Origin of the sequence: Streptomyces yunnanensis, assembly GCF_029011865.1 — a bacterium.
Lineage (GTDB): Bacteria > Actinomycetota > Actinomycetes > Streptomycetales > Streptomycetaceae > Streptomyces > Streptomyces yunnanensis.
On the sequence record NZ_CP095749.1, the window covers coordinates 1,948,809 to 1,974,329 of the forward strand.

General features: G+C 73.6%; 24 protein-coding genes and 1 tRNA gene. 10 read left to right on the top strand and 15 right to left on the bottom strand.

The annotated features are described in order from the left end of the window. Positions 1-19 precede the first annotated feature (19 nt). Positions 20-484 (top strand): thioesterase family protein, encoded by a 465-nt coding sequence (locus tag MOV08_RS08560; protein WP_275311732.1) that lies wholly within the window; start codon positions 20-22, stop codon positions 482-484. Between the two features lie 131 nt (positions 485-615). Next, a complete protein-coding gene (locus MOV08_RS08565; RefSeq protein ID WP_275311733.1) occupies positions 616-1,419 on the top strand; it encodes a GNAT family N-acetyltransferase in 804 nt (267 codons plus the stop codon). Positions 1,420-1,458: 39 nt separating this feature from the next. On the opposite strand, the gene MOV08_RS08570 is transcribed toward MOV08_RS08565, so the two are convergent. Further along, positions 1,459-2,739: a serine hydrolase domain-containing protein gene (locus MOV08_RS08570; protein ID WP_275306910.1), complete on the bottom strand. Its 1,281-nt coding sequence runs from the start codon at positions 2,737-2,739 to the stop codon at positions 1,459-1,461. A 124-nt stretch (positions 2,740-2,863) separates the two neighbouring features. Here MOV08_RS08570 and MOV08_RS08575 point away from each other — a divergent pair, with 124 nt between their 5' ends. Both MOV08_RS08575 and MOV08_RS08580 read left to right on the top strand, forming a co-directional pair. Further along, complete coding sequence (locus MOV08_RS08575) at positions 2,864-3,193, top strand: DUF427 domain-containing protein (protein WP_039630743.1); 330 nt, start codon at positions 2,864-2,866, stop codon at positions 3,191-3,193. A 157-nt stretch (positions 3,194-3,350) separates the two neighbouring features. After that, positions 3,351-3,902, top strand: a complete 552-nt coding sequence (locus tag MOV08_RS08580) for a DUF309 domain-containing protein (RefSeq protein WP_275306911.1) — start codon at positions 3,351-3,353, stop codon at positions 3,900-3,902. Between the two features lie 66 nt (positions 3,903-3,968). On the opposite strand, the gene MOV08_RS08585 is transcribed toward MOV08_RS08580, so the two are convergent. The 5 genes from MOV08_RS08585 to MOV08_RS08605 all read right to left on the bottom strand — a co-directional run bounded on the left by MOV08_RS08585 (position 3,969) and on the right by MOV08_RS08605 (position 8,947). Then, on the bottom strand, positions 3,969-4,937 hold the full coding sequence (locus tag MOV08_RS08585; protein WP_239009985.1) for a D-alanyl-D-alanine carboxypeptidase family protein: 969 nt from the start codon (positions 4,935-4,937) through the stop codon (positions 3,969-3,971). Positions 4,938-5,228: 291 nt separating this feature from the next. Next, a complete protein-coding gene (locus tag MOV08_RS08590) occupies positions 5,229-6,452 on the bottom strand; it encodes a cytochrome P450 family protein (protein ID WP_275306912.1) in 1,224 nt (407 codons plus the stop codon). Between the two features lie 141 nt (positions 6,453-6,593). After that, positions 6,594-7,814, bottom strand: a complete 1,221-nt coding sequence (locus tag MOV08_RS08595) for an MAB_1171c family putative transporter (protein WP_275306913.1) — start codon at positions 7,812-7,814, stop codon at positions 6,594-6,596. Next, positions 7,807-8,379, bottom strand: a complete 573-nt coding sequence (locus MOV08_RS08600; protein WP_078876186.1) for a hypothetical protein — start codon at positions 8,377-8,379, stop codon at positions 7,807-7,809. Before MOV08_RS08600 ends, MOV08_RS08595 begins: the two co-directional genes overlap by 8 nt. A gap of 61 nt (positions 8,380-8,440) precedes the next feature. After that, positions 8,441-8,947 (bottom strand): helix-turn-helix domain-containing protein, encoded by a 507-nt coding sequence (locus MOV08_RS08605; RefSeq protein ID WP_039630751.1) that lies wholly within the window; start codon positions 8,945-8,947, stop codon positions 8,441-8,443. Positions 8,948-9,248: 301 nt separating this feature from the next. Between MOV08_RS08605 and MOV08_RS08610 the strand changes: the two genes are divergently transcribed. Beyond that, positions 9,249-9,404: a hypothetical protein gene (locus MOV08_RS08610; RefSeq protein ID WP_275306914.1), complete on the top strand. Its 156-nt coding sequence runs from the start codon at positions 9,249-9,251 to the stop codon at positions 9,402-9,404. 187 nt (positions 9,405-9,591) lie between these two features. Here the strand turns inward: MOV08_RS08610 and MOV08_RS08615 are convergent. Beyond that, positions 9,592-9,665, bottom strand: a tRNA-Pro gene (locus tag MOV08_RS08615). Between the two features lie 174 nt (positions 9,666-9,839). Here MOV08_RS08615 and MOV08_RS08620 point away from each other — a divergent pair. From MOV08_RS08620 to MOV08_RS08630, 3 genes are all read left to right on the top strand, one after another. Beyond that, positions 9,840-10,133: a YiaA/YiaB family inner membrane protein gene (locus MOV08_RS08620; RefSeq protein WP_203232530.1), complete on the top strand. Its 294-nt coding sequence runs from the start codon at positions 9,840-9,842 to the stop codon at positions 10,131-10,133. 83 nt (positions 10,134-10,216) lie between these two features. Continuing rightward, the gene (locus MOV08_RS08625) at positions 10,217-10,975 is read left to right on the top strand and encodes a thiamine pyrophosphate-dependent enzyme (protein WP_039630757.1); all 759 of its coding nucleotides are present in this window, start codon (positions 10,217-10,219) and stop codon (positions 10,973-10,975) included. Positions 10,976-11,020: 45 nt separating this feature from the next. After that, positions 11,021-11,923, top strand: coding sequence for a transketolase family protein (locus MOV08_RS08630; RefSeq protein WP_275306915.1), 903 nt, complete (start codon positions 11,021-11,023; stop codon positions 11,921-11,923). Between the two features lie 20 nt (positions 11,924-11,943). On the opposite strand, the gene MOV08_RS08635 is transcribed toward MOV08_RS08630, so the two are convergent. Beyond that, positions 11,944-12,858, bottom strand: coding sequence for an alpha/beta fold hydrolase (locus MOV08_RS08635; RefSeq protein ID WP_275306916.1), 915 nt, complete (start codon positions 12,856-12,858; stop codon positions 11,944-11,946). Positions 12,859-13,026: 168 nt separating this feature from the next. On the opposite strand from MOV08_RS08635, the gene MOV08_RS08640 reads away from it, so the two are divergent. Then, complete coding sequence (locus MOV08_RS08640) at positions 13,027-16,251, top strand: amidohydrolase family protein (protein ID WP_275306917.1); 3,225 nt, start codon at positions 13,027-13,029, stop codon at positions 16,249-16,251. A 275-nt stretch (positions 16,252-16,526) separates the two neighbouring features. Continuing rightward, the gene (locus tag MOV08_RS08645; RefSeq protein ID WP_275306918.1) at positions 16,527-17,777 is read left to right on the top strand and encodes an acyl-CoA dehydrogenase family protein; all 1,251 of its coding nucleotides are present in this window, start codon (positions 16,527-16,529) and stop codon (positions 17,775-17,777) included. Between the two features lie 106 nt (positions 17,778-17,883). Here MOV08_RS08645 and MOV08_RS08650 read toward each other — a convergent pair whose 3' ends face one another. From MOV08_RS08650 to MOV08_RS08680, 7 genes are all read right to left on the bottom strand, one after another. Continuing rightward, positions 17,884-18,543, bottom strand: a complete 660-nt coding sequence (locus MOV08_RS08650) for a GAF domain-containing protein (RefSeq protein ID WP_239009986.1) — start codon at positions 18,541-18,543, stop codon at positions 17,884-17,886. Beyond that, the gene (locus MOV08_RS08655) at positions 18,540-19,163 is read right to left on the bottom strand and encodes a GTP-binding protein (protein ID WP_039630767.1); all 624 of its coding nucleotides are present in this window, start codon (positions 19,161-19,163) and stop codon (positions 18,540-18,542) included. The genes MOV08_RS08650 and MOV08_RS08655 overlap by 4 nt, the downstream gene beginning before the upstream one ends. Beyond that, positions 19,141-19,551 carry a DUF742 domain-containing protein gene (locus MOV08_RS08660; protein WP_078875578.1) on the bottom strand — a complete coding sequence of 137 codons (411 nt, stop codon included), beginning with the start codon at positions 19,549-19,551 and terminating at the stop codon, positions 19,141-19,143. The genes MOV08_RS08655 and MOV08_RS08660 overlap by 23 nt, the downstream gene beginning before the upstream one ends. Continuing rightward, positions 19,548-19,997: a roadblock/LC7 domain-containing protein gene (locus tag MOV08_RS08665; RefSeq protein WP_039630769.1), complete on the bottom strand. Its 450-nt coding sequence runs from the start codon at positions 19,995-19,997 to the stop codon at positions 19,548-19,550. Before MOV08_RS08665 ends, MOV08_RS08660 begins: the two co-directional genes overlap by 4 nt. Continuing rightward, positions 19,987-21,984: a sensor histidine kinase gene (locus tag MOV08_RS08670; RefSeq protein WP_275306919.1), complete on the bottom strand. Its 1,998-nt coding sequence runs from the start codon at positions 21,982-21,984 to the stop codon at positions 19,987-19,989. The genes MOV08_RS08665 and MOV08_RS08670 overlap by 11 nt, the downstream gene beginning before the upstream one ends. Positions 21,985-22,386: 402 nt before the next feature. Then, positions 22,387-23,565 (bottom strand): MBL fold metallo-hydrolase, encoded by a 1,179-nt coding sequence (locus tag MOV08_RS08675; protein WP_052286608.1) that lies wholly within the window; start codon positions 23,563-23,565, stop codon positions 22,387-22,389. Positions 23,566-23,896: 331 nt separating this feature from the next. Next, positions 23,897-25,303 (bottom strand): NAD(P)/FAD-dependent oxidoreductase, encoded by a 1,407-nt coding sequence (locus MOV08_RS08680; RefSeq protein WP_275306920.1) that lies wholly within the window; start codon positions 25,301-25,303, stop codon positions 23,897-23,899. Positions 25,304-25,521: the final 218 nt, after the last annotated feature.

Here is a 25,521-nt window from a genome sequence, read left to right on the forward strand (position 1 = left end):
CCCCCTCCCCCTCTCCCCGATCCCCCTCTTCCGCCAGGTCGTCCAGGAGGACTGGATCGACTACAACGGCCACCTCAGCGAGGCGTACTACGTCCTGGTCTTCGGCTTCGCGACCGACGCCCTGATGGACGCGTCCGGCCTCGGCGCCGACTACCGCACGCGCACCGGCCGCTCCCTCTACACCGTCGAGGCGCACGTCCGCCATCTCGCCGAGGTGCCCCGCGGCAGTCAACTGGCCGTCCGCACCACGGTGCTGGGCGTGGCCGCCAAGAAGCTCCGCGTCCTCCACGAGATGTACCGCTGCGATTCCGCCGGCGAGCCCAGCGGCGATCCCGTGGCGACCGAGGAGCTCTTCACCCTCCACGTCGACCAGCGCCAGGGCCGCGCCGTCCCGTTCCCCGACGCCACCCGCGACCTGCTCGTCGCCGCCGTCGCGCCGGCGCCGGAGTGGGCCGGCCACGGGATACGCCCGGTCGGCGCCTGACCGGGCACTGCGCGGCGTGCCCGGCCGGCGCCCCGAAAAGGGCATGCTCCGCGGACGCGGTTGTGCTCTGATCACCGATCATGCAGCCCATGCGAACGCCTCTCCCCGATACCTCCGATCTACCGGCCAGGATGGAACGGAACCTGGCCGAGCACGCCTGCCATCTGCACCGGAGCCTGGCCGGCGCGACCGTCACCGAGACCACCGATCTCCTGGTCGCCGACAGCGGCCTCGGCGACGACACCTTCAACGTCGTCGCCGCGGCCCGCTTCGCCCCCGGCGCCGCCCCCGCACGGATCTCCGCGACCGTGCGGGCGGTGGCCGGGATCGGCCGCCCCTTCTCCTGGTGGGTGGGCCCGGCCTCGACACCGACGGACCTGACCACGCTGCTGTCGGCCGCCGGCCTCCCCCCGTCCGCCCACGAAACGGCCATGTGGGCCGCGCTCGACGACACCCTCCCTTCGCCCTCGGCCGATCTGCTCGACATCCAGCCGGTGACCACCCCCGATCAGCTCTCCCACTACGCCACGGTCCTCGCCGCGAACTGGAACCCGCCCGCCGACACCGTCCTCCGCTTCTACGACCGGGCCGCCCCACAGGCGCTGGCGGCCGACTGTCCGGCCCGTTATCTCGTCGGCTACGCGGCGGGCCGTCCGGTCGCCTCGGCCGAGGTCTTCCACCACGCCGGCGTCGCCGGGATCTACAACATCTGCACCCTGACCGAGCACCGCCGGCGGGGTTACGGCACCGCCCTCACCCTGGCCGCACTGCACGCGGCCCGCGCCGCGGGCGCCGACGTCGCCGTCCTCCAGGCGTCCGCGGACGGCGAGCCCGTCTACCGCCGGCTGGGCTTCCACCCGTGCGGCCGGTTCACCGAACACGCCCTTGCCCCCACGCCCCCCGTGCACAACACCCACCGGGCAGCGGGGAGCTGAGCAGCCCGTATCCGCCGAAGCCCGTGAGCCGTTCCCGGCTCATCCCTTCGTGAGTGCCGCGGCCACGCGGAGTGTCATCTGGACCTGTGTGGCGTCCCGGTGGGTGGGGTTGAACGAGAACACCGCGCGGCGCTGCTGGTCGCGGGTGGCGACCATGAAGGAGCCGTAGCCGTACCGCTCGCCGGTCTTGCCCCAGAACGTGATGCCGTTCATCGTGACGGTCTGCAGGCCGGCGCCGTAGCGGGCCGGGCTGCCGTCGATCATGCTCACGCCGGCGGGCAGGGTGCACATCCGCTCCAGGAACGGCCGCGGCAGCAGCGTGCCGGAGAACAGTGCGGTCAGGAAGCGGTCCAGGTCACCGGTGGTCGATATCATCTCGCCCTCGCCCCAGGCCGCCGTCTGGTCGTAGTCGGTGATGTCGAGCAGGCTGCCGTCGGTCATCCGCAGATAGCCGTGGACGTGCGGGCCGTGGATGCGGACGTCCTTGCCTGGCACGGAGGTCTGCCGCAGGCCGAGCGGGCGCAGGATGCGGCTGGTGATCACTTCGCCGTAGCGGCGGCCGGTGAGTCGCTCGATGAGCAGGGCGAGGAGCACGTAGTTGATCCCGCGGTACTCCTGTTTGCTGCCGGGCGCGAACTTCATCGGGCCGGACGCGACCTGGGCCACCAGTTGCTCCGGGGTCCATCTGTCGTAGCGGTGGCGGGCGATGGCCTCGGGGGTGGAGAGGTCCGGTACGCCGGCACCGGATTCGTCGGGCAGGCCGCTGGTGTGGTTCAGCAGCTGGGTGGTGCTGAGGGAGGGGAAGGCGGACGGGAGGAGGCCGGGGAGGTAGCGCTGCACGGGTGCGTCGAGCACGAGCCGGTGTTCGGCGGCCAGTTGGAGGATCACCGTGGCGACGAACACCTTGGTGATGCTGCCGATGCGGAAGGTGTCGTGCGCGCGGACGGGCCGGCCGCTCGCCCGGTCGGCGACGCCGGCGGTGCCGTACCAGCTGCCGGCGGATCCGGTGACGCGCAGCTGGGCGCCGGTGGCCTCGGGGTGGGCCAGATCGGAGATCGCGGTGCGCAGGGCCGTGACGTCCAGCGGCGGCAGCGGAGTGGGTGGGACGGGCGGGTGGGCGGGTGGCCGGGGCGCTGCCGCGGTGGCGGCGCGTGCCGGGCCGGTGGCGGTGAGTGCCGCCGCGCCGGCCAGTGCCGCGCCGACGACCGCGCGCCGGGAGAGGCACGTCGGACCGGAGGGCGGGGAGGAGGGGGACAGGGCCGGGGCAGGGTGGGCGGATGCCGCTGCGGAACGCGCGGGGAGAGTCGTGTCTGAAGCCATGTCTGAAGTCATGTCTGACACTGTGCCGATGGCGGGGCTCGCCGGCCTCAGGGATCTCCCTGAACCCGTCCCGGATGCGACCCTGAGGGTGTACCCGTCCGACTCACGAACGGAGATCAGGGTTATGTCCACGCAAGGCCATCACATCGAGATCAAGCACGGCACCGAGCACGTCCGGGTGGTGGTGGAGGGGCAGTTGCTCGCGGAGAGCCGGCAGCCGCTGCTGCTCTTCGAGACCGGCTGCCCGGTGCGGTACTACCTGCCGCCGGAGGATGTGCGGATGGATCTGCTGACGCCTTCCACGACGCATACGGTGTGCCCGTTCAAGGGCACCGCCTCCTACTGGTCGCTCGAACAGGGCCCTGAGGATCTGGCCTGGGCCTACCCCGAGCCGCATGCCGAGGTCGCGGAGATCAAGGATCATCTCTGCTTCTACGAGGTGCAGTTGGGGTAGCGGGCGCGCCGCGCGGGGGTGCCGGTGCCGCCCGTGCCGGACGGCCGGCTCGGCCCCGGTCGTCCGGGTCGGCCCACCACCCTGCGCGCCCCCTGCACCCCGTGCGTCCCGTGCACCCCATGGCGACGCCGGTCCCCACGGGGCGCACAATCGAAGGGTGAATGCCCCGGAGGACCATCGACAGCGCACCCGGTACGAGGAGGGCGGCGCCCCGGCGTCCCGCTCCCGTGATCGCGACGAGCAGGGGCGGGCCCGCAATGCCCGCCCGCGGGACGGGCTGGGCCGACCGCTCCCCTACGGCTCTGCGGGCGTCGCCCGGCAGCCGGAGGGGGTGTCCCGCACGCCGGACGAGTCGCTGGCGGAGGCGCAGCGGCTGCTGGACGCCGGGATGCCGTTCCATGCCCATGAGGTGCTGGAGGACGCCTGGAAGGCGGCTCCGGAGGCCGAGCGGGAGCTGTGGCGGGGGCTGGCCCAGCTGGCGGTGGGGCTCACCCACGCGGCGCGCGGCAATGCCACGGGTGGTGCGGCGCTGCTGGGGCGGGGTGTGGCGGCCATCACTCCGTATGCCGAGGCCGCTCCGTACGGCATCGACGTCGGCGGGTTGTCGGCCTGGGCGCGTGGTCTGATCGACCGTGTGGCCGGTGCCCCGGAGGGCGGACCGGCGGGGCCGGTCCCGGCAGCCGGGGCGGCTCCCCGGCTGCGCGGTTGAGTACCTGAGGGCCCGCGGTGCCGCGGGCCGTCCGGTCTGTCGGGTTCCCGCCTGGTGGTCGGCGGGTCAGGAGTCCTCTCCGTCGTCGTCATCGGGGCCGCTCCGGCCGACCGGTTCGGAGCGCGCCACATGGTCGAAGCCCCAGTCCAGCAGTGCGCCGGCTTCCTTGTAGACGCCGTTGAGCTCACCCGACTGGGGGTTGAGCACGGTGGCGATCAGGGTGTGGCCGTTGCGGCGGGCGGCGGCGACGAGGGTGTTGCCGGCTTTGCTGGTGTAGCCGTTCTTGACGCCGATGATGCCGGGGTAGCGGGACAGGCCGTGCGAACCGACCAGTATCCGGTTGGTGTTCTCGATCTGGACGGATCCGCCGCCGGCGGCCGGGAAGGCGACGCGGGGGGTGGAGCAGTAGCGGGCGAAGTCCTCGTTGGCGAGGCCGGCGCGGGCGAAGACGGTCAGGTCGTAGGCGGAGGACACCTGGCCGGGGGCGTCGTAGCCGTCAGGGGACTTGACCGTGGTGTCGCGGGCGCCGAGTCGGCGGGCGGTCTGTTGCATCTCCCGGGCGGTGGCCGACCAGCCGCCGTTCATGGCGGCGAGGACGTGCACCGCGTCGTTGCCGGAGCGCAGGAAGACGCCGTTCCACAGGTCGGCGACGGTGTAGCTCCGTCCTTGACGGACGCCGACGAGGCTGCTGCCCGAGCCGAGGCCGGCGAGGTCGCCGGCGCTGACCTGGCGGACCCGTTTGGCGGGGAACTTGGGCAGGACGGTGACGGCGAAGAGGGTTTTGAGGGTGCTGGCCGGGGCGAGTTTGCGGTGCGAGTTCTTGGAGGCCAGCACTTTGCCGGTGTTGACGTCGGCGACCAGCCAGGCCAGGGCGCTGAGGCCGCCCGGCAGGTGGCGTGCGGGGGCCGCGGCCTGACGGGCCGTCGGTGCGGCGGCGGGTCGGGCGTCGGCCGGTATGGGGCTGAGGGACACACCGGCGGCGGCGATCATTGCCAGCGCACCGGCCTTCTTGGACACAAGCGCGTCGAATGCCATGAGGTCACGCTAAGGAGGGTGCGCGGTGGGCGCAGCGCGGATGCGCCAGACGGGCCACGGGGCGGTGATGCGCCGGGGCGTGTCCGTGAGGCCCTGCCTGCCGTACGGCGCGCGGTGCGCCCTCTCGCCGCACCGGGCGAACGACGGGAATTTGACGACAGGCCCTAGGGATGTGCGCAGTCGCAAAGAGGGACCCGCCCGGTGCGACGGGGGATGCACACCGGGCGGGTCACAGCACTTTTCTACCTCATGACTGAACGGTTACGCATCAAAAACTTGTGCGTTCCCGGATTACCAGGCCACCGGCAGCGAAATCAGGCCACGTGCTCGAATTGTCCGTCGGTGGCGCACTTCGTCCCGCGGGACGTCGAGGCGCAGGTCGGGAAAGCGGCTGATGAGCGCGCCGATGGCGGTCTCCGCCTCCATCCGGGCCAACGGTGCGCCGAGGCAGTAGTGGATACCGTGCCCGAGGGCGAGGTGACCCGACAGCTCGCGGGTCGGGTCCAGTCGGTCCGGGTCGGGGAACCGCTTCGGGTCACGGTTCGCGGAAGCGATCGAGAGCAGCACGCTCTCGCCGGCGGGGATGCGGACGCCGCCGATCTCCACGTCCTCGACGGGGAAGCGGCGGATGGCCAGGGCGGACGGTCCGTCGTAGCGGAGGAACTCCTCGACGGCGCGGGTCAGTTCGGCTGGATTTCGGCGCAACGCGGCGAGTTGTTCGGGGTGTTCGAGGAGAGCGAGGACGGCGTTGCCGATGAGCTGGACGGTGTTCTCGTAGCCGGCGAAGAGGATGAGGAAGGCGAGGGAGGTCAGTTCGTCCTCGCTGAGCCGGTCGGCGTCGGTGCCGTCCGCGGTGTCGTCGCGGACCGCGATGAGGTCCGAGAGCAGGTCGTCGCCGGGTTCGGCGCGCTTGGCGGCGATCAGTCCGGTGTAGAACTCCAGCATCGCGCCGATCGCGTGCTTCATCGCCTCCGGGCGGCTGGGGTCGGGGGTGATGAGCGCGTCCGACCAGGCCAGGAAGTCGCGGCGGTGCTCGGCGGGGATGCCGAGCAGGTCGCAGATGACGGTGATCGGCAGCGGTCCGGCGTAGTCCGCGACGAGTTCCGCGCGGCCCTTGGCCGCCATGGCGTCCAGCAGGTCGTCGGCGATCCGCCGGACGGGGGCACGGAGCGCTTCGACGCGGCGCGGGGTGAACGCCTTGACGACCAGGCGGCGGATCCGGGTGTGGTCCGGCGGGTCCATGTTCAGCAGGTTGGCGTCGAGGGCGGGCGGCAGGGCGAAGCCACGGTAATTGCCGGGCGTGGCATGCCGTTTGTCGAGCGAGAGCCGGGGGTCGGCCAGGGCGCTGCGGACGTCGTCGTAACGGGTGACCAGCCAGGCGGGCTGCCCGTCGGTGCCGGCGATCCGGTGCACCGGGCCGGCCTCGCGCAGGGCGGCCAAGGCGGCGTACGGGTCGTCCAGGAGCGGGGTGGTGTCGATGCGGGCGTCGGGGCCGGTCTCGGCGGTGTTCTGCATGAGATCCGAGCGTAGGCGGTATCCGTGGAGTCCCGCCCGCAGGGAGCGCCGGGCGGCACCGGCCGCGTGGGCCGGTGCCGCCGTGCGCGGAGCGGGAGGCCCGGACCCCCGTACCGGGCCACCCCGTTTGTGGGGTCGCGGTCAGCTGCGCGCCGTGGCGCTGCGCTGCCGCAACTCGGTGAGCACGGTTTCGATCAGCGGTGAGTGGTAGACGTCCGCGACCAGTGCCAAGTGCTCGTATTCGGCGGTGAGTCGGATGGCTTCGTGGCCCTCGCCGACCACCACGCTGTCGGCGCCGTGGGCGGGGACGTGGCCGACCGCGCGGTTCTCCAGGCCGCGTCGAAGGGCCGCCGCCTCGGCGACCGCGGCCAGTTGCCGGTCGTCCAGGGAGACCGCGCGGGCGCGTTCGCGGACGATGTCGATGGCGTCGGACTCGACGTGGCGGCGGATGCCGCGCTGCACGTCGCGGATCTCGGCCATCTGGCGGTTGGCGCGCCATTCCAGGTCGGCGAAGGGCCAGCGTCCGGACCACCGGGAGTCGTCCATGGTGACCTCGGGGGTCTGCGCGGTGACGGTCCGCCAGAGGGGTGTCAGGCGGCGCAGCCGGCGCCAGGCGGCGACCCGCGGGCCGGCCGCGGGCAGGGAGAAGCCGGCGAGGACGAGGATCGCGGCGACGGAGGCGCTGAGCGGGGCGACGCCGTTGGAGAGCCAGGGCGCCGGCTGCCCGGCCCATGACAGCGCGAACCCGATGACCTTGCAGGCGCAGTAGACCAGGCCGAGCCAGCAGCCGGCGGCCAGCACCCGCAGTCCGCGGGCCAGCCACGAGCCGCCGAGCCGGGCGGCGTAGCGCGGGCAGAGCGTCCCCAGGCCCGCCAGGCTCGCCCCGAAGATGGCCAGATACAGCACCAGGAAGAGCATCACGCCGGGGGCGTCGGTGTAGGCGGTGCTGAAGTCCCGGGGGTGCTCGACGGCGTCGGGGCGGCCGACGGCGAAGCCGGTCACGGCCACCACCCACAGCAGCGCCACCGCGCCGACCGTCGCCCGCGCCCTGGTCCGCGCCCGGGCCCTGGCCGCCTCGCCCTCGCCCGCCGTCCAGCGGAGCAGCAGCACCAGGGCGCCGGCGGCGAACACCACGACGGAGGAGTAGAGGAAGACCATGGCGAGGTTGGCGACGCCGAGCAGCCGGTCGAATTCCCGGTAGAGGCTGGGTGCGGAGAAGAGGAAGACCGTGGCCACCCCGCCGGTCATCACGCAGGCGAGTCCGAGGTCGGTGTTGGAGCGGTCGCGGAACCAGGCGACCGCCTTGTAGGCCACCAACGCCCAGGCCGCGGCCCCGAAGCAGAGGTAGACGACGTCAAACACCGGCTTCCTCCTCCGGCCCGGTGGCCTCCTGCTGGCGCCGGATGTGCTGGAGGGCGGGCCCCAGTGCCGCCGCGACCTCTGCGGCCGGGCCCTCCAGCGGGAGTTCCCGCTCCACCGCGGAGGGCACCACGTGCTCCATCAGGAGCGTACCGAGCACTTCGGTCTCCCGCTCGGCGAGGTTGTCGTAGCCGTGGTGCCGGGCGAAGCCCATGGTCAGGCCCATCCGTCGCATGGCGGTGGCGACGTCCACGGACGGGGTCCATATCCGCAGCGCGTCCTCCGTGACGGCCGGGTCCTGGGCGTGCCCGAGGAGGAGGTGGCTGAGTTCGTGCAGCACGATGTGGGTCTGGTGCCAGGGGGAGGTCTTGAGCTCGTAGAAGACCCAGTAGCCGTCGTCCGTGGTGGCGGTCATGCCGGAGACGACCCCGCCCAGGCTCATCGGCACCAGGTGGACGGGCCGCTCCACCCGTGCCGCGACGATGTCGCAGATCCCCCGCAGATCGGTCGAGGCGGGCAGCCGCAGCTCCTTGATGAGCTGCTTGCACCGCCTGCGCATCTGCCCCACTCGCATGCTCGTCCCGTCCTCGTGTCCGGCCCGCCGCCAGGTAGTGAAGATCCGGTCGCGCTCAGCGGTCTGTATCGGGCCGTGCGCCACGCCGATCACCACCCTGCTCCGACGGGCCGTCCGGCAGGTTCATCTGCTGGCGGAACTGGGAGATGATCGTCGTCAGACTGTCCTGCACCTCCGGGGGCAGCCCGACCGAGCGCAGTGCGATGGCGCGCACCCGTTGGTCCCGCATGGCGGCGAGGAACCGGACCTCCTCCTCCACCCGCGCGGCCTGCGGCTGCGAGAGGTCCCCCAGCAGGTAGCCGACCGGAACCGCGAAGAACTTCGCCAGCGCCCGCAGGAGTTCGGGACCGGGGTTGGTCCGCCGTCCGTTGCGCAGCATCGACAGGTACTGCTCGGTGACCTTGACCCCGCCGTACTCCGCCGCCCCCTGGCTGATCTCGTCGGCCACGTGGGCGTTGGTGTACGGCGCGCCCGGCGGGTGCATGTGCGCGAACAGGTGGTTGAGCCGTTCCGCGAGCACGCTGCCCTCCCCCTTGGGCCGGCTGTCGCCCCCCACTGTCATCCCCCGTTCGTTCCCTCGCCCCAACGAGCAGTTAAGGCTGCTGCTGCCACGTTCCCATCCTGACATGCCGGGAACGCGCCGCACCAGTCCACGTACGGACAGTGAGGAGCCTCGAACTTAACCGCGAGTTGAGTGACATGGCAACAACCACCCGTCGATCATGACGGGACTCATCTCACATCGGGAGGACGAGGGCCGAACACATCCGTTACGGACACCGGGTGGCCGGCGCGGAGTTCTCGTCCGCGCAGGGACGGCGGACCGCCACCGCACGGCATGCCCGCACCCGCGAGAGGGCGAGGTGCAGCAGGGGCCGGACTACACGGGCAAGCGCCCGTTCGTCATCGGCAGCGGCGCCGAACTCCGCTACGGCGCCGTGGCGTTGAACACGCGGACGGGTGTCGGCCACCTGACGGCGACCGCGCCACGTGGGGCGCCCTCCCGGGACACGCGCTGAACCCCGTGCGGAGCGGCATCGCCGTCGTGCACCACGCGCTGCCGTTCGGGGCGGCGGAGCACGATGTCCGTCACGACGGTGCGCTTGAGACCCGTCAGGTGCGCCGGCCCCCGCATGGGTCCCAGGAATGATCAAGGGACCGCTTCAGATCTCTCTGAAACGGTCCCTGACCTGCGACTCTTTCGAGTCGGGACGACAGGATTTGAACCTGCGACCCCTTGACCCCCAGTCAAGTGCGCTACCAAGCTGCGCCACGTCCCGATGCCCGGTCCGCCGGGGAGTTCCCCGGGCGGTCGTGCACGAGAACAATACCGCATGTCAGAGGGTGCGTGCTGCCATTTCCCGGCCGGGGCGGGCGACGGGGCAGGTGGCGGGGCGGGCGGGATGAGTACCCGTACTCATGCGGCGGCGTCACCGCGCGGCCACGCTACGCGCATGACTACTCCATCGATTCAGCGGCCGACGACCACGGCCTTCTTCGTGCAGGCCGCGCTCTCCTTCGGGCTGTCGCTGGTGGCGCTGACGATCGGGATCATCAAGCTGCCGGTGGGCGCCTGGGAGCGCTCGTTCCTCGCACTGGGGCTGGTCTTCGTGGTCTCGTCGGCGTTCACCCTGGCCAAGTGCATCCGCGACCGCCAGGAGGCGACGGAGGTGACCAACCGGGTGGACAAGGCCCGGATCGACAAGCTCCTCATCGAACAGGACGTCTTCAAGCCGGGTCAGCTCTGATCCCGGCCGCCGCGGGCCGCGGGTCGCCGATCCGCGGACCACGCCTTGACCTCAAGTTTGCTTGAGGTTGCATGATCCGTCTCATGACGACGACAGCGACGGAACCGACCGCGGCCGGGTCCCTGCCCGGCTCCCACGGATTCGACGAACTGCCCCGGCTGATGGGGCTGATGACCGGCGACGAGAAGCACGGCCCGGCGGCCACCTCCACCCTCGACGCCCTGTGGGTGCTCTACGACCGGGTGCTGCGGGTCTCCCCCGCCACCGCCGCCGACCCCGACCGGGACCGCTTCCTGCTCTCCAAGGGCCACGGCCCGATGGCCTACTACGCGGTGCTGGCCGCCAAGGGCTTCGTCCCCGCCGACTGGCTGCCGGGCTTCGGCACGTACGACTCGCCGCTCGGCCACCACCCCGACCGGATGCTGGTCCCCGGCGTCGAGATCGGCAGCGGATCGCTCGGGCACGGGCTGCCGCTGGCCGTCGGCACCGCGCTGGGGCTGCGCGCCCAGGGCCGCACCGGACCGGCCGTGTGGGTGCTGATCGGCGACGCCGAACTGGACGAGGGCAGCAACCACGAGGCGCTCGCCTTCGCCGGCCCGGCCGGCCTGGACCGGCTGCACACCCTCGTCATCGACAACTCCTCGGCCACCCACGGCTGGCGCGGCGGGATCGCCTCCCGCTTCGAGGCCGCGGGCTGGTCCGCCGCCACCGTGGACGGCCGCGACCACCGCGCGCTGTACGAGGCGTTCCGCGCCCCGCACCCGGGCCGGCCGCACGCGGTGGTCGCGCGGGTCGAGCCCAAGGCCCCCGCCCGACAGGCGGCCCCCGAGCGCGCAGCCTGACCGCACCCGCCCCCGAACACCCCGTCGTACGGAAGGAATTCAGTGATGGACACCATGCGGGAGCGGTTCGCCGCGGTCACCTCGCGGCTGCTGGACGAGGACCCGCGGCTGGCCGTGGTGCTCGCCGACATCGGCGTCGACGGCTTCGCGGACGCGGCCCGGCGGCACCCCGAGCGGGTGGTCAACGTCGGCATCCGCGAACAGTTGTTGGTCGGCGTCGGCGGAGGGCTGGCGCTCGCCGGGCTGCGGCCGGTGCTGCACACCTTCGCCAGCTTCCTGGTGGAGCGCCCCTTCGAGCAGCTCAAGCTGGACTTCGGCCACCAGGGCACCGGCGGGGTGCTGGTCAGCGCCGGCGCCTCCTACGACTGGCCGAGCGGCGGCTTCACCCACATGGCGCCGGGCGACGTGGCGCTGCTGGACACCCTCGACGACTGGACGGTGCACGTGCCCGGCCACCCGGACGAGGCCGAGACGCTGCTGCGCGAGGCCGCTGCGGCCGGCGACGACAAGGTGTACGTGCGACTGTCCGTGCAGGTCAACGAGGTGCCGCGGCCGGTGGGCGGGGCGGGGTTCGACACCGTGCGGGAGGGGCGCAGCGGGGTGGTGGTCGCCGTCGGGCCGATGCTGGACAACGTGCTGGCCGCCACCGAGGGGCTGGACGTGACCGTGCTCTACGCGACGACCGTGCGGCCCTTCGACGGCCGGGCGCTGCGGGCCGCCACCGGGACGGCCGGCTCCTCGGACGTGGTGCTGGTCGAGCCGTACCTGGCCGGGACCTCCACCCGGCACGCCAACGACGCGCTGGCGGACCGGCCGCACCGGGTGCTCGGGCTCGGCGTCGGCCGCCGGGAGCTGCGTCGCTACGGGCAGCTCGCCGAGCACCTGGCGGCGCACGGGCTCGACCCGCAGGGGCTGCGGGCGCGGATCACGGGTTTCCTGGGCGCGTAGGCCCGGACTGTGACGGGCAGTCAGATGTGCTTGTCGAGCCAGGACAGCAGATCGTCCTGGACCTCGTCGCGGTTGGTCTCGTGGAGGATCTCGTGGCGGGCGCCCGGGTAGGCCCGCCAGGTCAGCTCGCGGATGCCGAGGTAGCGGTAGTCCTCCATCAGCTCGTGGACCAGGGTCATCCGCTGGTGGCAGGGGTCCTGGTCGCCGACCGCGACGTGGATCGGCAGGCCGCGGGGGATGCGGGCGAGGTGGGCGGGGTCGTTGACCTTGCGGATGGCCCGTACCCAGTCCAGGACCAGGCCGGCGCAGAAGGGGAAGCCGCAGTCCTCGTCGGCGGCGTAGCGCTCGACCTCGGCGGTGTCGCGGGAGAGCCATTCGTAGCCGGTGCGGTGGGCGAAGGCGTCGTTGAAGGAGCCGAAGGTGCGCGGCAGGAAGGGCGAGGGGTGGGCCCGGCCGTGTGCCGCGATCTCCGCCTCCAAGTCGGTCACGGCGGCGTCGATGTCGAGGCCCGGCAGGGTGCGGAAGGTGCCGGTGAGGATCAGTCCGGCGAGGTCGGCGCCGTACTCCTGGGCGTAGTCGCGGGCCAGCATCGCCCCCATGCTGTGGCCGAGGAGAACGAGGGGGAGGCCGGGGTGGGCAGCGGCCGCGTGGTCGCCGATGCCCTTGAGGTCGCCGACGACGGCCCGCCAGGCGTCCTCGCCGGTCACCCCGCGGCCGCCGGTGGAGGCGGCGGTGGCGCCGTGGCCACGGTGGTCGGAGGCGACGACGGCGTAGCCGTGGCCGGTCAGGAACGTTGCGAAGCGGTCGTAGCGGCGGGCGTGTTCGGCGGCTCCGTGGGCGATCTGGACCAGGGCGCGCGGGGTGCCGGAGTCCGGGAGCCAGGTGTAGGTGGCGATGCGGGCGCCGTCGGGGGCGTGGTGGACGTCCTGTTGCATGGGGGCTCTCCTGGGGCTGGCGGGTCGTCGCTCGGGCCCACTGTGACCCGCCGGGCCGCGCTTGGCCACGGGGCGCGCGGTGGAGATGGCCCACGGCCCGCCCGGCATGACAGGATCGGGCGGTTCTGTGTCGGCACTGTGCCGCAACCCCCTTGTACAGGAGGATCGTTGGACACCACAGACCGCCCCGAGCACACTCCCGCCCCGCGCTCGCCGCTCTCCCGCCGCAGATTCCTCCAGGGCACCGCCTCGGCCGCCGCCACGGCGGGGCTGGTGGGCGTCGCGGCGCCCGAAGCCGCGGCGCTGCCCGCCGCGCCGGCCGGCGCCCCGGCCGCCGGCGCCGCAGCGGGACTGTCCTTCACCGCCGCCACCAACGGCGCGGCCACCCTCGCCCCGTCCGGTGACCACCTGGTCGCCGAGGTGCAGAACGTGCTGTGGTCGCTGCCCCGCGAGGGCGGTGCGGCGCGGGCGCTCACCCCGCCGGACCTGGAGCCGACCCGCCCGGTGTACTCCCCCGACGGCCGCCGGATCGCGGTCTGCGCCTACCGGGGCGGGAACTTCCACCTGTGGGCGCTGGCGCCGGACGGCTCGGGCCTGACCCAGCTGACCGACGGGCCGTGGGACGACCGGGGGCCGGCCTGGTCGCCGGACGGGACCCGGATCGCGTTCGCCTCGGAGCGCGGCGGCGACCCGGTGAAGGGCAGCCCGTACCGGATCTGGGTGCTTCAGGTGGCGTCCGGGCGGCTGACCCGGGTGACCGGGCTGTCCGGTCAGGACGGGCCCCATCAGGGCGGCGCCTGGGAGGACTTCGACCCCTGTTGGTCGCCGGACGGCGCGCGGATCGTCTTCGTCCGGGGTCGGCTGGCCGATACGGGGCTGGAGTCCCGGACGGTGGCGTCGGTGCCCGCCGACGGGCGGGGCGCGGTGCGCATCGAGCACACCGAGACGGCCGCGGCGCAGGTGATGGTGCCCGCGCTGTCCCCGGCCGGGCGGTTGGCGTACCTGCGGGTCACCGACGCGCCGGGCTCGATCTGCACGCTGGTGGTGGACGGTGCGGCGGTGGCGGTGGACGGTGACGTGGAGCCGGTGCCGCCGCGCTGGGTGGCGCGGGACGCGCTGCTGGTGACGGTCGGCGGGCAGTTCCGGATCGTCCGGCCCGACGCGCCGCAGCGGGCCGAGACCATTCCGTTCGCCGCGCAGCTGCCGCTGGACCGTCCGCGGTACCGCGTCAAGGACTACGGCTTCGAGCGCACGACGGCCGGACCGGTCCGCGGTATCCACCTGCCGGCGCTCTCCCCGGACGGCCGTCGGGTCGCCTTCGCCGCCCTCAACTCCCTTTGGGTCGCGCCCACTTCGGGCGGTGGCGCGCCGCGCCGGATCACCGCGGCCGCGGCCACCCGGTATGTGCTCGCGCCGAGCTGGTCCCGGGACGGTCGGGCGCTGGTGTACGCGGACGACCGGGACGGTCTGTTCGCGGTGCGCCGCCGGGAGTTGGCGTCGGGCGCGGAGACGGTGTTGGCGTCCGGCGGGCGGGTGCAGCCGGCGCTGTCGCCGGACGGCGGCCGGCTGGCGACGCTGGACATGATGGGCAATCTCGCCGTGCGGACGCTGGCGGACGGCACGGAGAAGGTGCTGGCCGCGCCGATGGGGGCGGGCGGGCTGCCGGGGCGGCCCAGTTGGTCGCCGGACGGCCGCCATCTGGCGCTGTGCGACCGCAACCGGCTCAACCGTCGGTTCCGCGAGGGCTACAACGTCATCCGGATCGTCGACGCGGAGACCGGGAAGGACCGGCTGTACCAGGTCGCCGAGCACGTCTCGATCGCCGATCGCTACGACTCCGGTCCGGTGTGGTCGCCGGACGGAAAGTGGCTGGCGGTGATCGCCGAGTCGGCGCTGTGGGTGCTGCCGGTGCGGCCGGACGGGACGCCGGACGGTGCGCCGCGCCAGCTGACCGAGGAGGCCGCGGACCATCCGTCGTGGTCCGGGGACTCCGGGACGCTGCTGTACCTCTCGGCCGGGAAGCTGCGGCTGGTTCCGGTGTCCGGGGGTGCGCCGCGGACCGTTCCGGTCGCGCTGGAGCGGCGGCCGGCGCGGGCCCGGGACACCGTGGTGCACGCGGGCCGGTTCTGGGACGGCACCGGCGAGACGGTGCGCGAGGACGTCGATGTGGTGGTGCGGGACGGGCGGATCACGGCGGTGGAGCCGCACCGGGCGTCCCGGGCCGGGGCCGCCCGGCGGGTGGACGCGGCCGACCGGACGGTGCTGCCCGGGCTGTGGGACGCACACACCCATCCCTGGCAGCTCACGTACGGCGGGCGGCAGACCGCGCTGCAACTGGCGTACGGCATCACCACCACGGTGTCCTGCGGCGGCTTCTCGTACGAGCAGGCGCGGCTGCGGGAGGCGCTGGCCGCCGGAGTGCTGGCCGGGCCGCGGCTGCTGACCTGCGGCGAGCTGCTGGACGGCGGGCGGGTGGCGTACAGCATGGGGCGGGCGCACCGCACCGAGGCGGGGCTGCGGCGGTCGCTGGCCCGGGGTGCGGCGTTGGACTGGGACTTCGTCAAGACCTATGTCCGGGCGCCTGGTTGGGTGATGGCCGAGGCGGCGCGCTTCGCGCACGAGCGGCTGGGGGTCCGCTCGGGGAGCCACCTGCTGAGCCCCGGGGTGCAGCTGGGCCAGGACCTGACGACACATCTGCAGGCCACCCAACGGCTGGAGTTCGGGCACGCGGTGTCCGCCTCGGGGCACGCGTACGAGGACGTCGAGAACGTCTACACGGCGGGCGGGCTGCACATGCTGGCCACGCCGTTCTCGGCGTCGCCGCTGATCGGCGAGGATCCGGCGCTGGCCGAGGACGCGCGGGTGAGTCGGCTGATGCCGCCGTGGGACGGTGCGGTGGTCCGGGAGAACGCCGGACGGCGGCCGACGCCCGAGCAACTGGCCGCCATCGGGACCGAGGTGGGCGTCTACCGTCGCGTCCTGGACGGCGGCGGTCTGGTGGCGCTGGGAACGGACCAGCCGCTGGTGCCGGTGGGGCTGTCGCTCCATCTTGCGCTGCGGGCGCTGCACCGCGGCGGGTTGAGCGTCGTCGAGGCGCTGCGGACGGCGACCGTGCTGCCGGCCCGGGTGTTCGGCGCGGAGCGCGACCTGGGGACGCTGGAGGTGGGCAAGCTCGCCGATATGACGCTGGTGGACGGCGATCCGTTCCGGGACATCGGCGCGCTGGTGCGGACGTCGGCGGCCCTCAAGGGCGGTCGGCTGTACGAGCAGCGGGCGTTGGTGGAGTCGTTCCCGGCGCCCGGCGGGCCGGCGGCGCGCGCGGCGGCGGGCACCGACTGGCTGGCGGTGGGGCGGCAGCAGCGCCGCGAGTCCTGCTGCGACATCGGCCACTGACGGCCGGGAGGCGAGGGGTGGCGCGGCTCCGGGAGGGTTCGGGGCCGCGCCGCACCGCGCCCCGGGGTGGGGGTTGTGCGGCGCATCCGCGCGCTCCAAATGCGCGTATGGATGCGCCGGTCCGATGTTTTGCGCGCCCCGGAGCTGGTATGCCAACGGGTATTGCACGCAGTGAGCAATGGATTACTGTCCGGTACGATCATGGCGGCACCGCCCGCGCCACCCCGCGGAAGGGGAGCGGCCAGCACGCGGAAGTTCGCGCAGGAGGGCTCGTCTTGCATCGCTACTTCACCGATCAGCGGCATGAGGCGCTCCGGCGCCGGGTGCGGGATTTCGCCGAGCGCGAGGTCCGGCCCCGGATCGCCGAGCTGGAGGCGCGTCGCGTCGCCTGCCCCGACCTCTCGCGGCTGATTGCCCGTCAGGGCTGGATCGGTGCGACGGTGGACCGCGCGTACGGCGGGATGGGTGCCGGGCACGTCGCCAAGACGCTGATCATCGAGGAGCTGTCGCGGGTGAGTGCCGCGATGGGCGCCATGGTGCAGGCGTCCCAGCTGGGCGTGGCGAAGATCGTCCACTTCGGCAGCGAGGAGCAGAAGAAGACCTGGCTGCCGGCGGTCGCGTCCGGCGACTGCCTGCCGACCATCGCGGTCACCGAACCGCAGTCCGGTGGGCACGTCCTGGGCATGTCCTCCACCGCGGTCCGCGACGGCGACGACTACGTCCTCAACGGCCGGAAGAGCTATGTCGGCAACAGCCACGTCGGAGATCTGCACGGGGTGGTGGTGCGCACCGGCGAGGGCTCGAAGGGCCTGTCGGCATTCCTCGTGGAGTCCGGCATCCCTGGTTTCCGGGTCGGCCCGCAGCGGCCCGCGATGGGCCTGCACGGCTTCAGCTTCGGCGAGTTGTTCTTCGACGACTGCCGGGTGCCGGCGACGCACCTGCTGGGCCGGGAGGGCGACGGGCTGGCCGTGGCGTACTCCTCCAGCATGCTGTACGGGCGGCCGAATCTGACGGCGGTCTCCCTCGGCATCCACCAGGCCGTCCTGGACGAGACCACGGCGTTCTGCACCGAGCGGCGGCGCTACGGCGAACCGCTGGCGGAACTGCCGAACATCAAGCTGAAGTTGGGCCGGATCCAGTCCCGGATGCTGCTGGCCCGGCTGTCCGCGTACCACGCGGTGCACCTGCTGGACCAGGGACTGGCGTGCGATGCGGAGCTGATGAACGCCAAGTTGGTGAATGTGGAGTCGGCACTGGAGTCCGCGCGGGACGCGATGGACATCCACGCCGCCTGCGGGCTGTTCACCGACCGGCCGGTGGAACGTTTCCTGCGCGACGCGCACCACATCTTCGCGCCGGCCGGCACCTCCGACATCCAGCTGTTGCGGCTGGGCGAGTTGGCGCTGGGGCAGGGGAAGGGCGAGTGGTCGGGCCGGCTCGCGGAGCTGCTGCGGCCGGCGTCGGCGGAGTGGTCGGAGGAGGACGGGCTGCCCGGCGGGCGGGAGGCGCTGGCCCGGGTGTCCTGAGGGCCGGACCCCCGGAGGACCGGGTGTGCCGGGCGGCGCTCCGCGGCGCCGCCCGGGCGCGGGCCCCGGCCGGCCGTCGGGCCTCCGGGGCCGCGGGCGTGCCCGGTCAGGAGGCGTCGGCCTCCCGCTGCCGCTGTTCCATCTCGTGAATCAGCGCGACGAGTTCGGCGGCGAACGCCTTGATGGTGTGCAGTCCCTCGCGCCCCCAGGGCCGGGGTTCGCGGTCGATGACGCAGACGGTACCCAGGGTCGTCCCGGTGCGGTCGATCAGCGGAGCGCCGAGGTAGGTGCGGATGCCGAGCTCGTCGACGACGGGATTGCCGGCGAACCGCGGGTAGTCGCAGACGTCCTCCAGGACGAGCGCCTTGCGCCGCACCACGACGTACGGGCAGTAGCCGTGGTCCCGGGCCATGATCCGCTCCGGGCGGCCGCTGGGCGGCGCCGGGCCCAGCTCGACGGAGGTGTCGAGGTCGGGGGCGTAGAGACCGGCGAAGTACTGCTCGTTCTCGTCGATGAAGTTGACCATGGCGTAGGGGGTGTTGGTGGTCCGGGCGAGCCGGCGCGCGAACTGGTCGAACGCGGGCAGCGGGTTCTTGCCGATGCCCAGCTCGCGCAGCCGGGCCACCCGGGCCGGCGCCTCGTGGTCCTCCGGGGTGATCAGCAGCCGGCGCGTCAAGTCGTCCGTGAGGTGGGGTAGTTCGGACGAGGGATAGCGCCAGGACGGATAGCGCGAGGGGAACGGGAAGCGTGCGGAGGGGACGTTCATGACGGCTCCGGGGTGGAGGTGAGGACAGGTGAGGAGAGGAGGTGGGCGACGAGGGACAGCAGCACCTGGGTGCCGGAGGCGCACTGGCGGGCGTCGCAGAGCACGACCGGGATCTCCGGGGCGAGATCCAGGGCGGCCCGTACCTCCTCGGGCCCGTAGTGGTGGCCGCCGTCGAACTCGTTGACCGCGACGACGAACTGGATGCCGCGCCCCTCGAAGAAGTCGACCGCGGCGAAGCACTGGTCCAGCCGCCGGGTGTCGGCGAGCACCACCGCGCCGAGCGCACCGTGGGACAGTTCCTCCCACAGGAACCAGAAGCGGTGCTGCCCGGGCGTGCCGAAGAGGTAGAGGACGTGCTCCGGGCCGAGGGTGATCCGGCCGAAGTCCATGGCGACGGTCGTGGTCGTCTTGTCCGCGACGCCTGACAGGTCGTCGGTGCCGACGCTGATCTGGGTGATGAGCTCCTCGGTACTGAGCGGTGCGATCTCGCTGACCGCGCCGACGAAGGTGGTCTTGCCGACGCCGAACCCGCCCGCGACCAGGACCTTCACCGCGGTGGGGAAGGAGTCGGCCTCGGGGTCCCCGGGGAGCCGGGGATCAGAGTCGTTGACGCAGTCCATGCAGCACCGCCTCCAGCAGGGCACGGTCGGTACGGGGGGCGGGCCCGGCCGAGACGGCCGAGGGGGTTCGCGCGGTGAGCGCTCCGCAGTCGACGAGGTCGGCGAGGAGCACCTTGGTGACCACGGCGGGCAGCCGGACGTGCGCGGCGACCTCGGCGACCGGGACGGGGCGGTAGCACAGCCCCAACACCCGGTCGTAGTCCGGCCCTTGGAGGCCGGCCGGTCGCCGTCCGGTCGCCCGCACCATGGTCATCAGATCGAAGTGCGCCGTGGGGCGGGTGCGGCCCCTGCTGACGGTGTACGGACGGACCAGCCGGCCCGCCACGTCGTCGACCCACGGTGCGTCCGGGCCGGGCGACCGCTGCCGGCGGGGCAGGGCAACGGTCAACGGCCACCCGCCGGGGCCTGGTGGCGCGGGGGCGTCGCCAGGTACGGCCGGACGCTCTTGACCAGCATCCCCATCTCGTAGCCGAGCACGCCGGCGTCGGCCTCGCGGGAGGCGAGGACGGCCAGGCACGCGCCGGACCCGGCGGCGGCGACGAAGAGGAAGGTCTGCTCCATCTCGACGACAACCTGGAGGATGTCGCTGCCCTCCCCGAAGCGGGAACCGGCGCTGCGGGCGAGCGAGTACAGGCCGGAGGAGAGCGCCGCCATGTGGTCGGCGACGTCCGGTTCGAAGCCGTGGGATGCCTTGACCAGGCCGTCGGCGGAGAGCAGGACGGCGCTGCGGGTGTGCGGTACCCGTTGGACGAGTCCGGTCAGCAGCCAGGAAAGGTCGGTGTGCTGATTGCCGCGGAACTCCGCGGGCGCCTGCGCGCGCACTTCACTCACCATGGTGGGGGTCGTCTCCTCGGGGGCGGGCCATCGGGGCGTCGTGATCAGGGGCAAGGAGCAGTTCGGGGTCTCCGGGGCTGCCGGGGGTGCCGTCCTGGCCCGGGGTGGTGGCAGGAGCGGGGGCGAGGTGGCCGGCGGCGGCGAGGCCGGCCGCGTAGCTGGGGTCACCGCGGCTGAAGCCGCGCTGGTAGGCGGCCATCAGGTTGGGGTCGTGGAGGCGGTCGGGGCCGGTGCGGTGCGGCGGCGGTGGCGGCGCGTCGCGCAACTGGGGGGCGATGTGGGCCTGTTTGATGCGGCGCGGCAGCCTGGGGCGGGCGACGTCGTCGGCGGGCGGCGGCGGGGGCGGCAGGACGACCGGCCCCGGGTCGGCGGGGTGCCCGCCGCCGAGCGGGGCCCCGGTCGGGCCGTCGGGTGCGCCGGAGCTGTGCTGCGGGGCGTTGGCGGCGGCCTCGACGCTGGCGGCGGTGGCCGAGGCCGGGGTGCGGACGATGCGCCGGCGGGTGGGACGGGCGTCGGTGCCGGTGCCGGTGCCGGTGGGGAGGACACCGACCGCGGCGGCGAGGGCGTCGGTGTCGGTGTCGGCGGCGGGCGACGCCGGAGCGGGGGCGCCGACGTCGGACGGGGCCGGGCCGGCGGCGGCCTCCCGACGGTCGGGGACGTCGTCGAACCGGTCGCCGTAGGGCCGTTGGCCGCGCCCGGGACCCGGGTCGGGTTCCTCGTCCTCGTCCTCCATGCCGTCCGGGAACTCCTCGCGGGTCTCGGCCGAGTTGGCGCCCAGCAGCTCCGGCGGGACGATCACGACGGCCTGCACACCGCCGTAGATGCTGCTCTGGAGCCGCACCAGGAGGCCGTGCCGCTGGGCGAGCGAGGAGACCACGTAGAGGCCGATCCGGCCGTCGTCCAGGAGCTCGGTGAGGTCGATCCGCTCGGGGTCGGCCAGCAGCCGGTTCATCTGCTCCTGTTCCTCGGGCGACATGCCCAGGCCGCGGTCCTCGACCTCGACGGCGAGCCCCGCGGTGACGTGCCGGGCCCGCACCGTGACCGGCGTCTCCGGATCGGAGAACTCGGTGGCGTTCTCGACGAGTTCGGCGAGCAGGTGCACGACGTCGGCGACGGCGTGCCCGCGCAGGGTGCCCTCGAAGGGCGACACCAGCTTGATCCGGGTGTACTGCTCGACCTCGGCGGTGGAGGAGCGGACGACCTCGGTCAGGGTGATCGGGCGGGTCCACTGGCGGCGGGTGATGGCGCCGCCGAGGACGGCGAGGTTCTCGGCGTGCCGGCGGATCCGGGTGGCCAGGTGGTCGATGACGAACAGGCCCTTGAGCAGGTCCGGGTCCTCGACCTGGTGCTCCATCTCGTCCAGGGTCAGGATCTGGCGGTGGACCAGGGACTGCAGGCGCCGGGCGAGGTTGACGAAGACCTCCAGCTTCTGCTGGTTGCCGGTGGCGTCGCTGCGGACGATGCCCACCGCCTCGATGAGCGCGGCCTCGGCGGCCCGGCCGGTGGCGGCGACCTCGTGGGCGAGCCGGCCCAGGGCGTCGCCGCCGGGCTCCGCCAGCGGCTCCCGGTCGTCGGGGGGCCGCAGCCATTCGTCGTTGCGCACCCGGTCCAGGAGGTCGGTGAGGTCGGTCTGGGCGCGGGCGCACACCTGGCGCAGCTGCCCGCAGCGGCGCGCCAGACCGCGCGCCTCGGCGCTGCCCGCCAGGCCGCCGAGCAGGACGATGGCGCAGACCACGGCGAGGCCGCCGGCCAGCACCGCCCACTCGCGGCCGGTGAGCCGGGCGCCGCCGCTGCGCACCACGAACGCGGCGACGCCCGCGCAGACGACGCCCGAGAGCAGGGCGGGGACGGCGGCGAGCCGGATCAGGCGGGACCGTATGGCCGCGTCGGACACCGGCTCCGGGAAGGCCGCCCGGCCGTGCCGTCCCCCACGGGACCTGGGAGTCTCCGGGGACGTCTCGGTCCTCTGCGGGGTAGCGGTAGGCATGGGCGCCCTCCGGATCGGCCGTTGGCAGTTCACGGAGCACGCACGCTAGTTGTTGCGGGGGTGGGGTTCGGACCCCCTTCGGGGTTTCGCTACCCCACGCCACCTCCCTGAGGAGGCACCCTCCGTACGGAAGTGCGAAAAGATCCGAACTCCCGTACAGAAAAGGGCTGTTGAGGAAGGGAACACTCGCCTCAACCGCACCACGACCCCCGCCTCACCACGGGAGTTCCCCCAAGGACCGGCCCCACCACGACGGCCCGCCCCCGGCCACCCCTGCCCACCCTGACGCACTGCGCGCGAGGGGGGCAGCACTGTACCCACTTGACGCCGACACCGACCTTGCGGAGGTCTCGGGTGCGGCACCGGCGCGAGGTCCGCGCAACGCCGGTGCCGCGGCGACGGCTACCGCTCGGCCACCAGCTCCTGCCGGTCGGCCGAGGGCACCGGCGGCCATGCCGGCCAGCCGTGCGCGGGCGGCACGGCGACCGCCCGCCACCACGGATACGGGGCCGGCGGGTCGGCCGGCTCGAACGGCTTGCCGGGCACCGGAGTCACCACACCGGCACCCGCCCTGTGACCGGCGTACAGGGTCCGCTCCCCCGGCTCGGCCCAGGGATGCGGGGCGAGGTTGAACGTCCCCCAGTGGATCGGCACCATCACACCGACGGACGGGTCGCCCTGTTGCAGGTCGCGGTGGGCCCGCATGCCCTCCTCCGGGGTCATGTGGATGTCCGGCCAGAAGTCCGAGTACGCGCCTATCTGGATCATCGTCGCGTCGAACGGACCGTGCGCCGCGCCGATCTCGGCGAAACCGGAGAAGTATCCGGTGTCGCCGCTGTGGTAGACGCGGTGCTCGGGACCGGCGACCACCCAAGAGGCCCACAGGGTGTGCTGGGGGCCGCGCAGACCGCGACCGCAGAAGTGCTGGGCCGGCGTGGCGGTGAGGGTGAGCCCGCCGACCCGGGTCGACTCGTGCCAGTCCAGCTCGGTGATCCGCGCCGCGGGTACGCCCCAGAACTCCAGGTCGGCGCCGATCCCGAGCGGCACGACGAAGACCGCGCCGGAGTCGGCCAGCCCCTTGATGGTGGGCATGTCGAGGTGGTCGTAGTGATCGTGCGAGATCACCACGACGTCGACCGGCGGCAGCTCCGCCAGCTCCATCGGCACCGGATGCAGCCGCTTGGGCCCGGCCCAGCCGAACGGTGAGCAGCGCTCGCCCCAGACCGGGTCGAAGAGCACCCGCCGCCCGTCGATCTCGGCGAGCACGCTGGAGTGTCCCGTCCAGGTCAGCCGCAGCCCGGAGGCGGGCGGGCGGCCCCAGTCCTCGGCGGTCGGGCGGTGCACCGGGATCCGTCCGACCGGCGCCCGCCGCAGCCGCCCCTCGCGATGGAGCTGTGTGCGCGCCATCGGCAGCGCGGCACCGCGCAGCAGCTGTCGGGTGGGGGCCGGGTTGCGGAACTGACCGTCCACGAACTGCGGCGATCTGCGCATCCTCGCCAACCGCTCCCCCGTCGGCTCGGCGCCGAAGCTCGCGGGGCGCAGCGCGGTCAGGCGCGTGGGGCGGGGTCGGGATGCGGTCACGGCACCTCCATGGTCGGGGCAGTCGCGAAGTGAACGGACCGCGCGAACGCCGGGTTCCGGCACCGCCGGGCCACCCTGCGGGACCCCGGCTCCGGCGCCGGCACTCCGGCTCCGGCGCCGGCACTCCGGCTCCGGCGCCGGCACTCCCCCGGGCAAACGGCCCGGCCGGCCGATGCATTCCCGGCCCGGCACGACGGATGCACAGACGTGCCTACGACGGGATGGCCGGGAGCGCCAGTCCAAGACACCCGTTCGGGTGAAGGGAAGGCGGGTCAGCGGACCCGCTGGGCGGCGCCGCGCGGGGCCGCCCACCGGGTCCGCTGACCCGTTGTCACGCCGCCTCCACCGCGTCCGGTGGGTGCGGCAGGCCCGGGCGGCGCGGCAGGAGGACGGTGCGCAGCAGGACGTGCGGGGTCATCAGGCGGGAGGGCGGGGCGGTGAGGCAGAAGACGTCCCGGAAGGCGGCGCCGACGACCCGGTCGATGGCGGCGCGGGCGGCGAGCCGGCCGAGGTACCACGTCGTCAGTCGCTCGCCGAGGCCCGCCGTGGTGGCGGCCCCGCCGACATAGGGGCGGTCCGCGCCGACCGCGGTCATCCAGGCCGGTTCCGCGGCCCGGCCGATCGCCCGCTGTGCCCGGGCGAGGACGCCGGGCCCGAGGCCGCCGGCGGCGTCGAGGGTGTCCCGCACGGCCAGTGCGCCGAGCGCGGCCACCGACATGCCCTGGCCGTAGACCGGGTTGAAGGTGCAGGTGGCGTCCCCGAGGACCAGGAGGCCGTCCGGGGCGGCACCGGGGCGCTCGTAGTGCCGGCGGCGGTTGCAGGTGTCGCGGAAGCCGTGCACCGGCGAGACCGGTTCGGCGCGGGCCAGCAGTTCGTGGACGTAGGGGTCGCCGATGGTGGCGCTGAAGGCGGCGAACTCCGTCTCGTCCGTGGGCGGGTGGTGGCCGCGCACTCCGGACAGGGTCAGCAGCCAGTTGCCGCCCTCCACGGGGACGTAGGCGGCGCCCCGCGGGCACTCGGGCCATCCGGGGACGTTGACGCCGAACTCGGGTGCGCCGTCCTGGTCGAGGGGGCGGTACATCCGGGTGGCGTAGGCGAGACCGGAGTCGACGGTCTCCTCCTGCGGCGCCCGGCCGCCCAGTTCCGCACACCACCGGGGCGTGCGGGAGCCCCGCCCGGAGGCGTCCACGACCAGGTCGGCGGGGAGCACCCGGGCCGTCCCGGCGGAGCGGTCGCCGTCGCGGCTGCGAACCGTGACGCCGGTGACCCGCCGGGCGTCGCCGGCGAGGCCGACGGCCTCGGTCGCCTCCAGGACCTCGACGCGGGTCGCCGGGCCGGCGTCGCCGCGCAGCACCCGCTCGCGGACCACGGCGTCCAGGACCGGTCGGGTGACGCTCAGCGTGGGATGCCGGCGCTCGTCGAAGCGGCGCTGCCACCCGGTGGGTGTACGGGTGAGCAGATCGCGCGGCAGATACAGTCTGCGGGCCCCGGCCGCGGTGAGCGCGGCGACCGTGCCGGGCAGCAGCCGGTCCACCGCGCGCTGTCCGCCGCTGAGGAGAAGGTGCAGGTGGCGGGCTTGCGGGACGCCCTTGCGGAAGGTGCGGTCGGCCGGGTAGCGGTCCCGTTCGACGACCGTGATCGTCTCGACGTGGCCGCGGAGGGCGGTGACGGCGAGCATCCCGGCGAGTCCGCCGCCGATCACTATCGCGGTCCGCCCGCGCCCGGTGTGCTCCGCCATGCGTGCCCCATTCTCCCCGACGGCCGGCCGTCGCCCCCGGTGCCGGACCCGATCACTGCTGCGCCTCAGCCTCAGCGCCCTCCGCGTCGGTGTCAACGGCCCGTTGCCCACCCCGACCGATTCGATGAGCTGACCGTACAACTCCCCCTTCACCTCACTCTCCTGGTGAGTCGAAGGGGAGGGCATCCGACGTCCGACGGGGGTCGGGCTGACGGGCC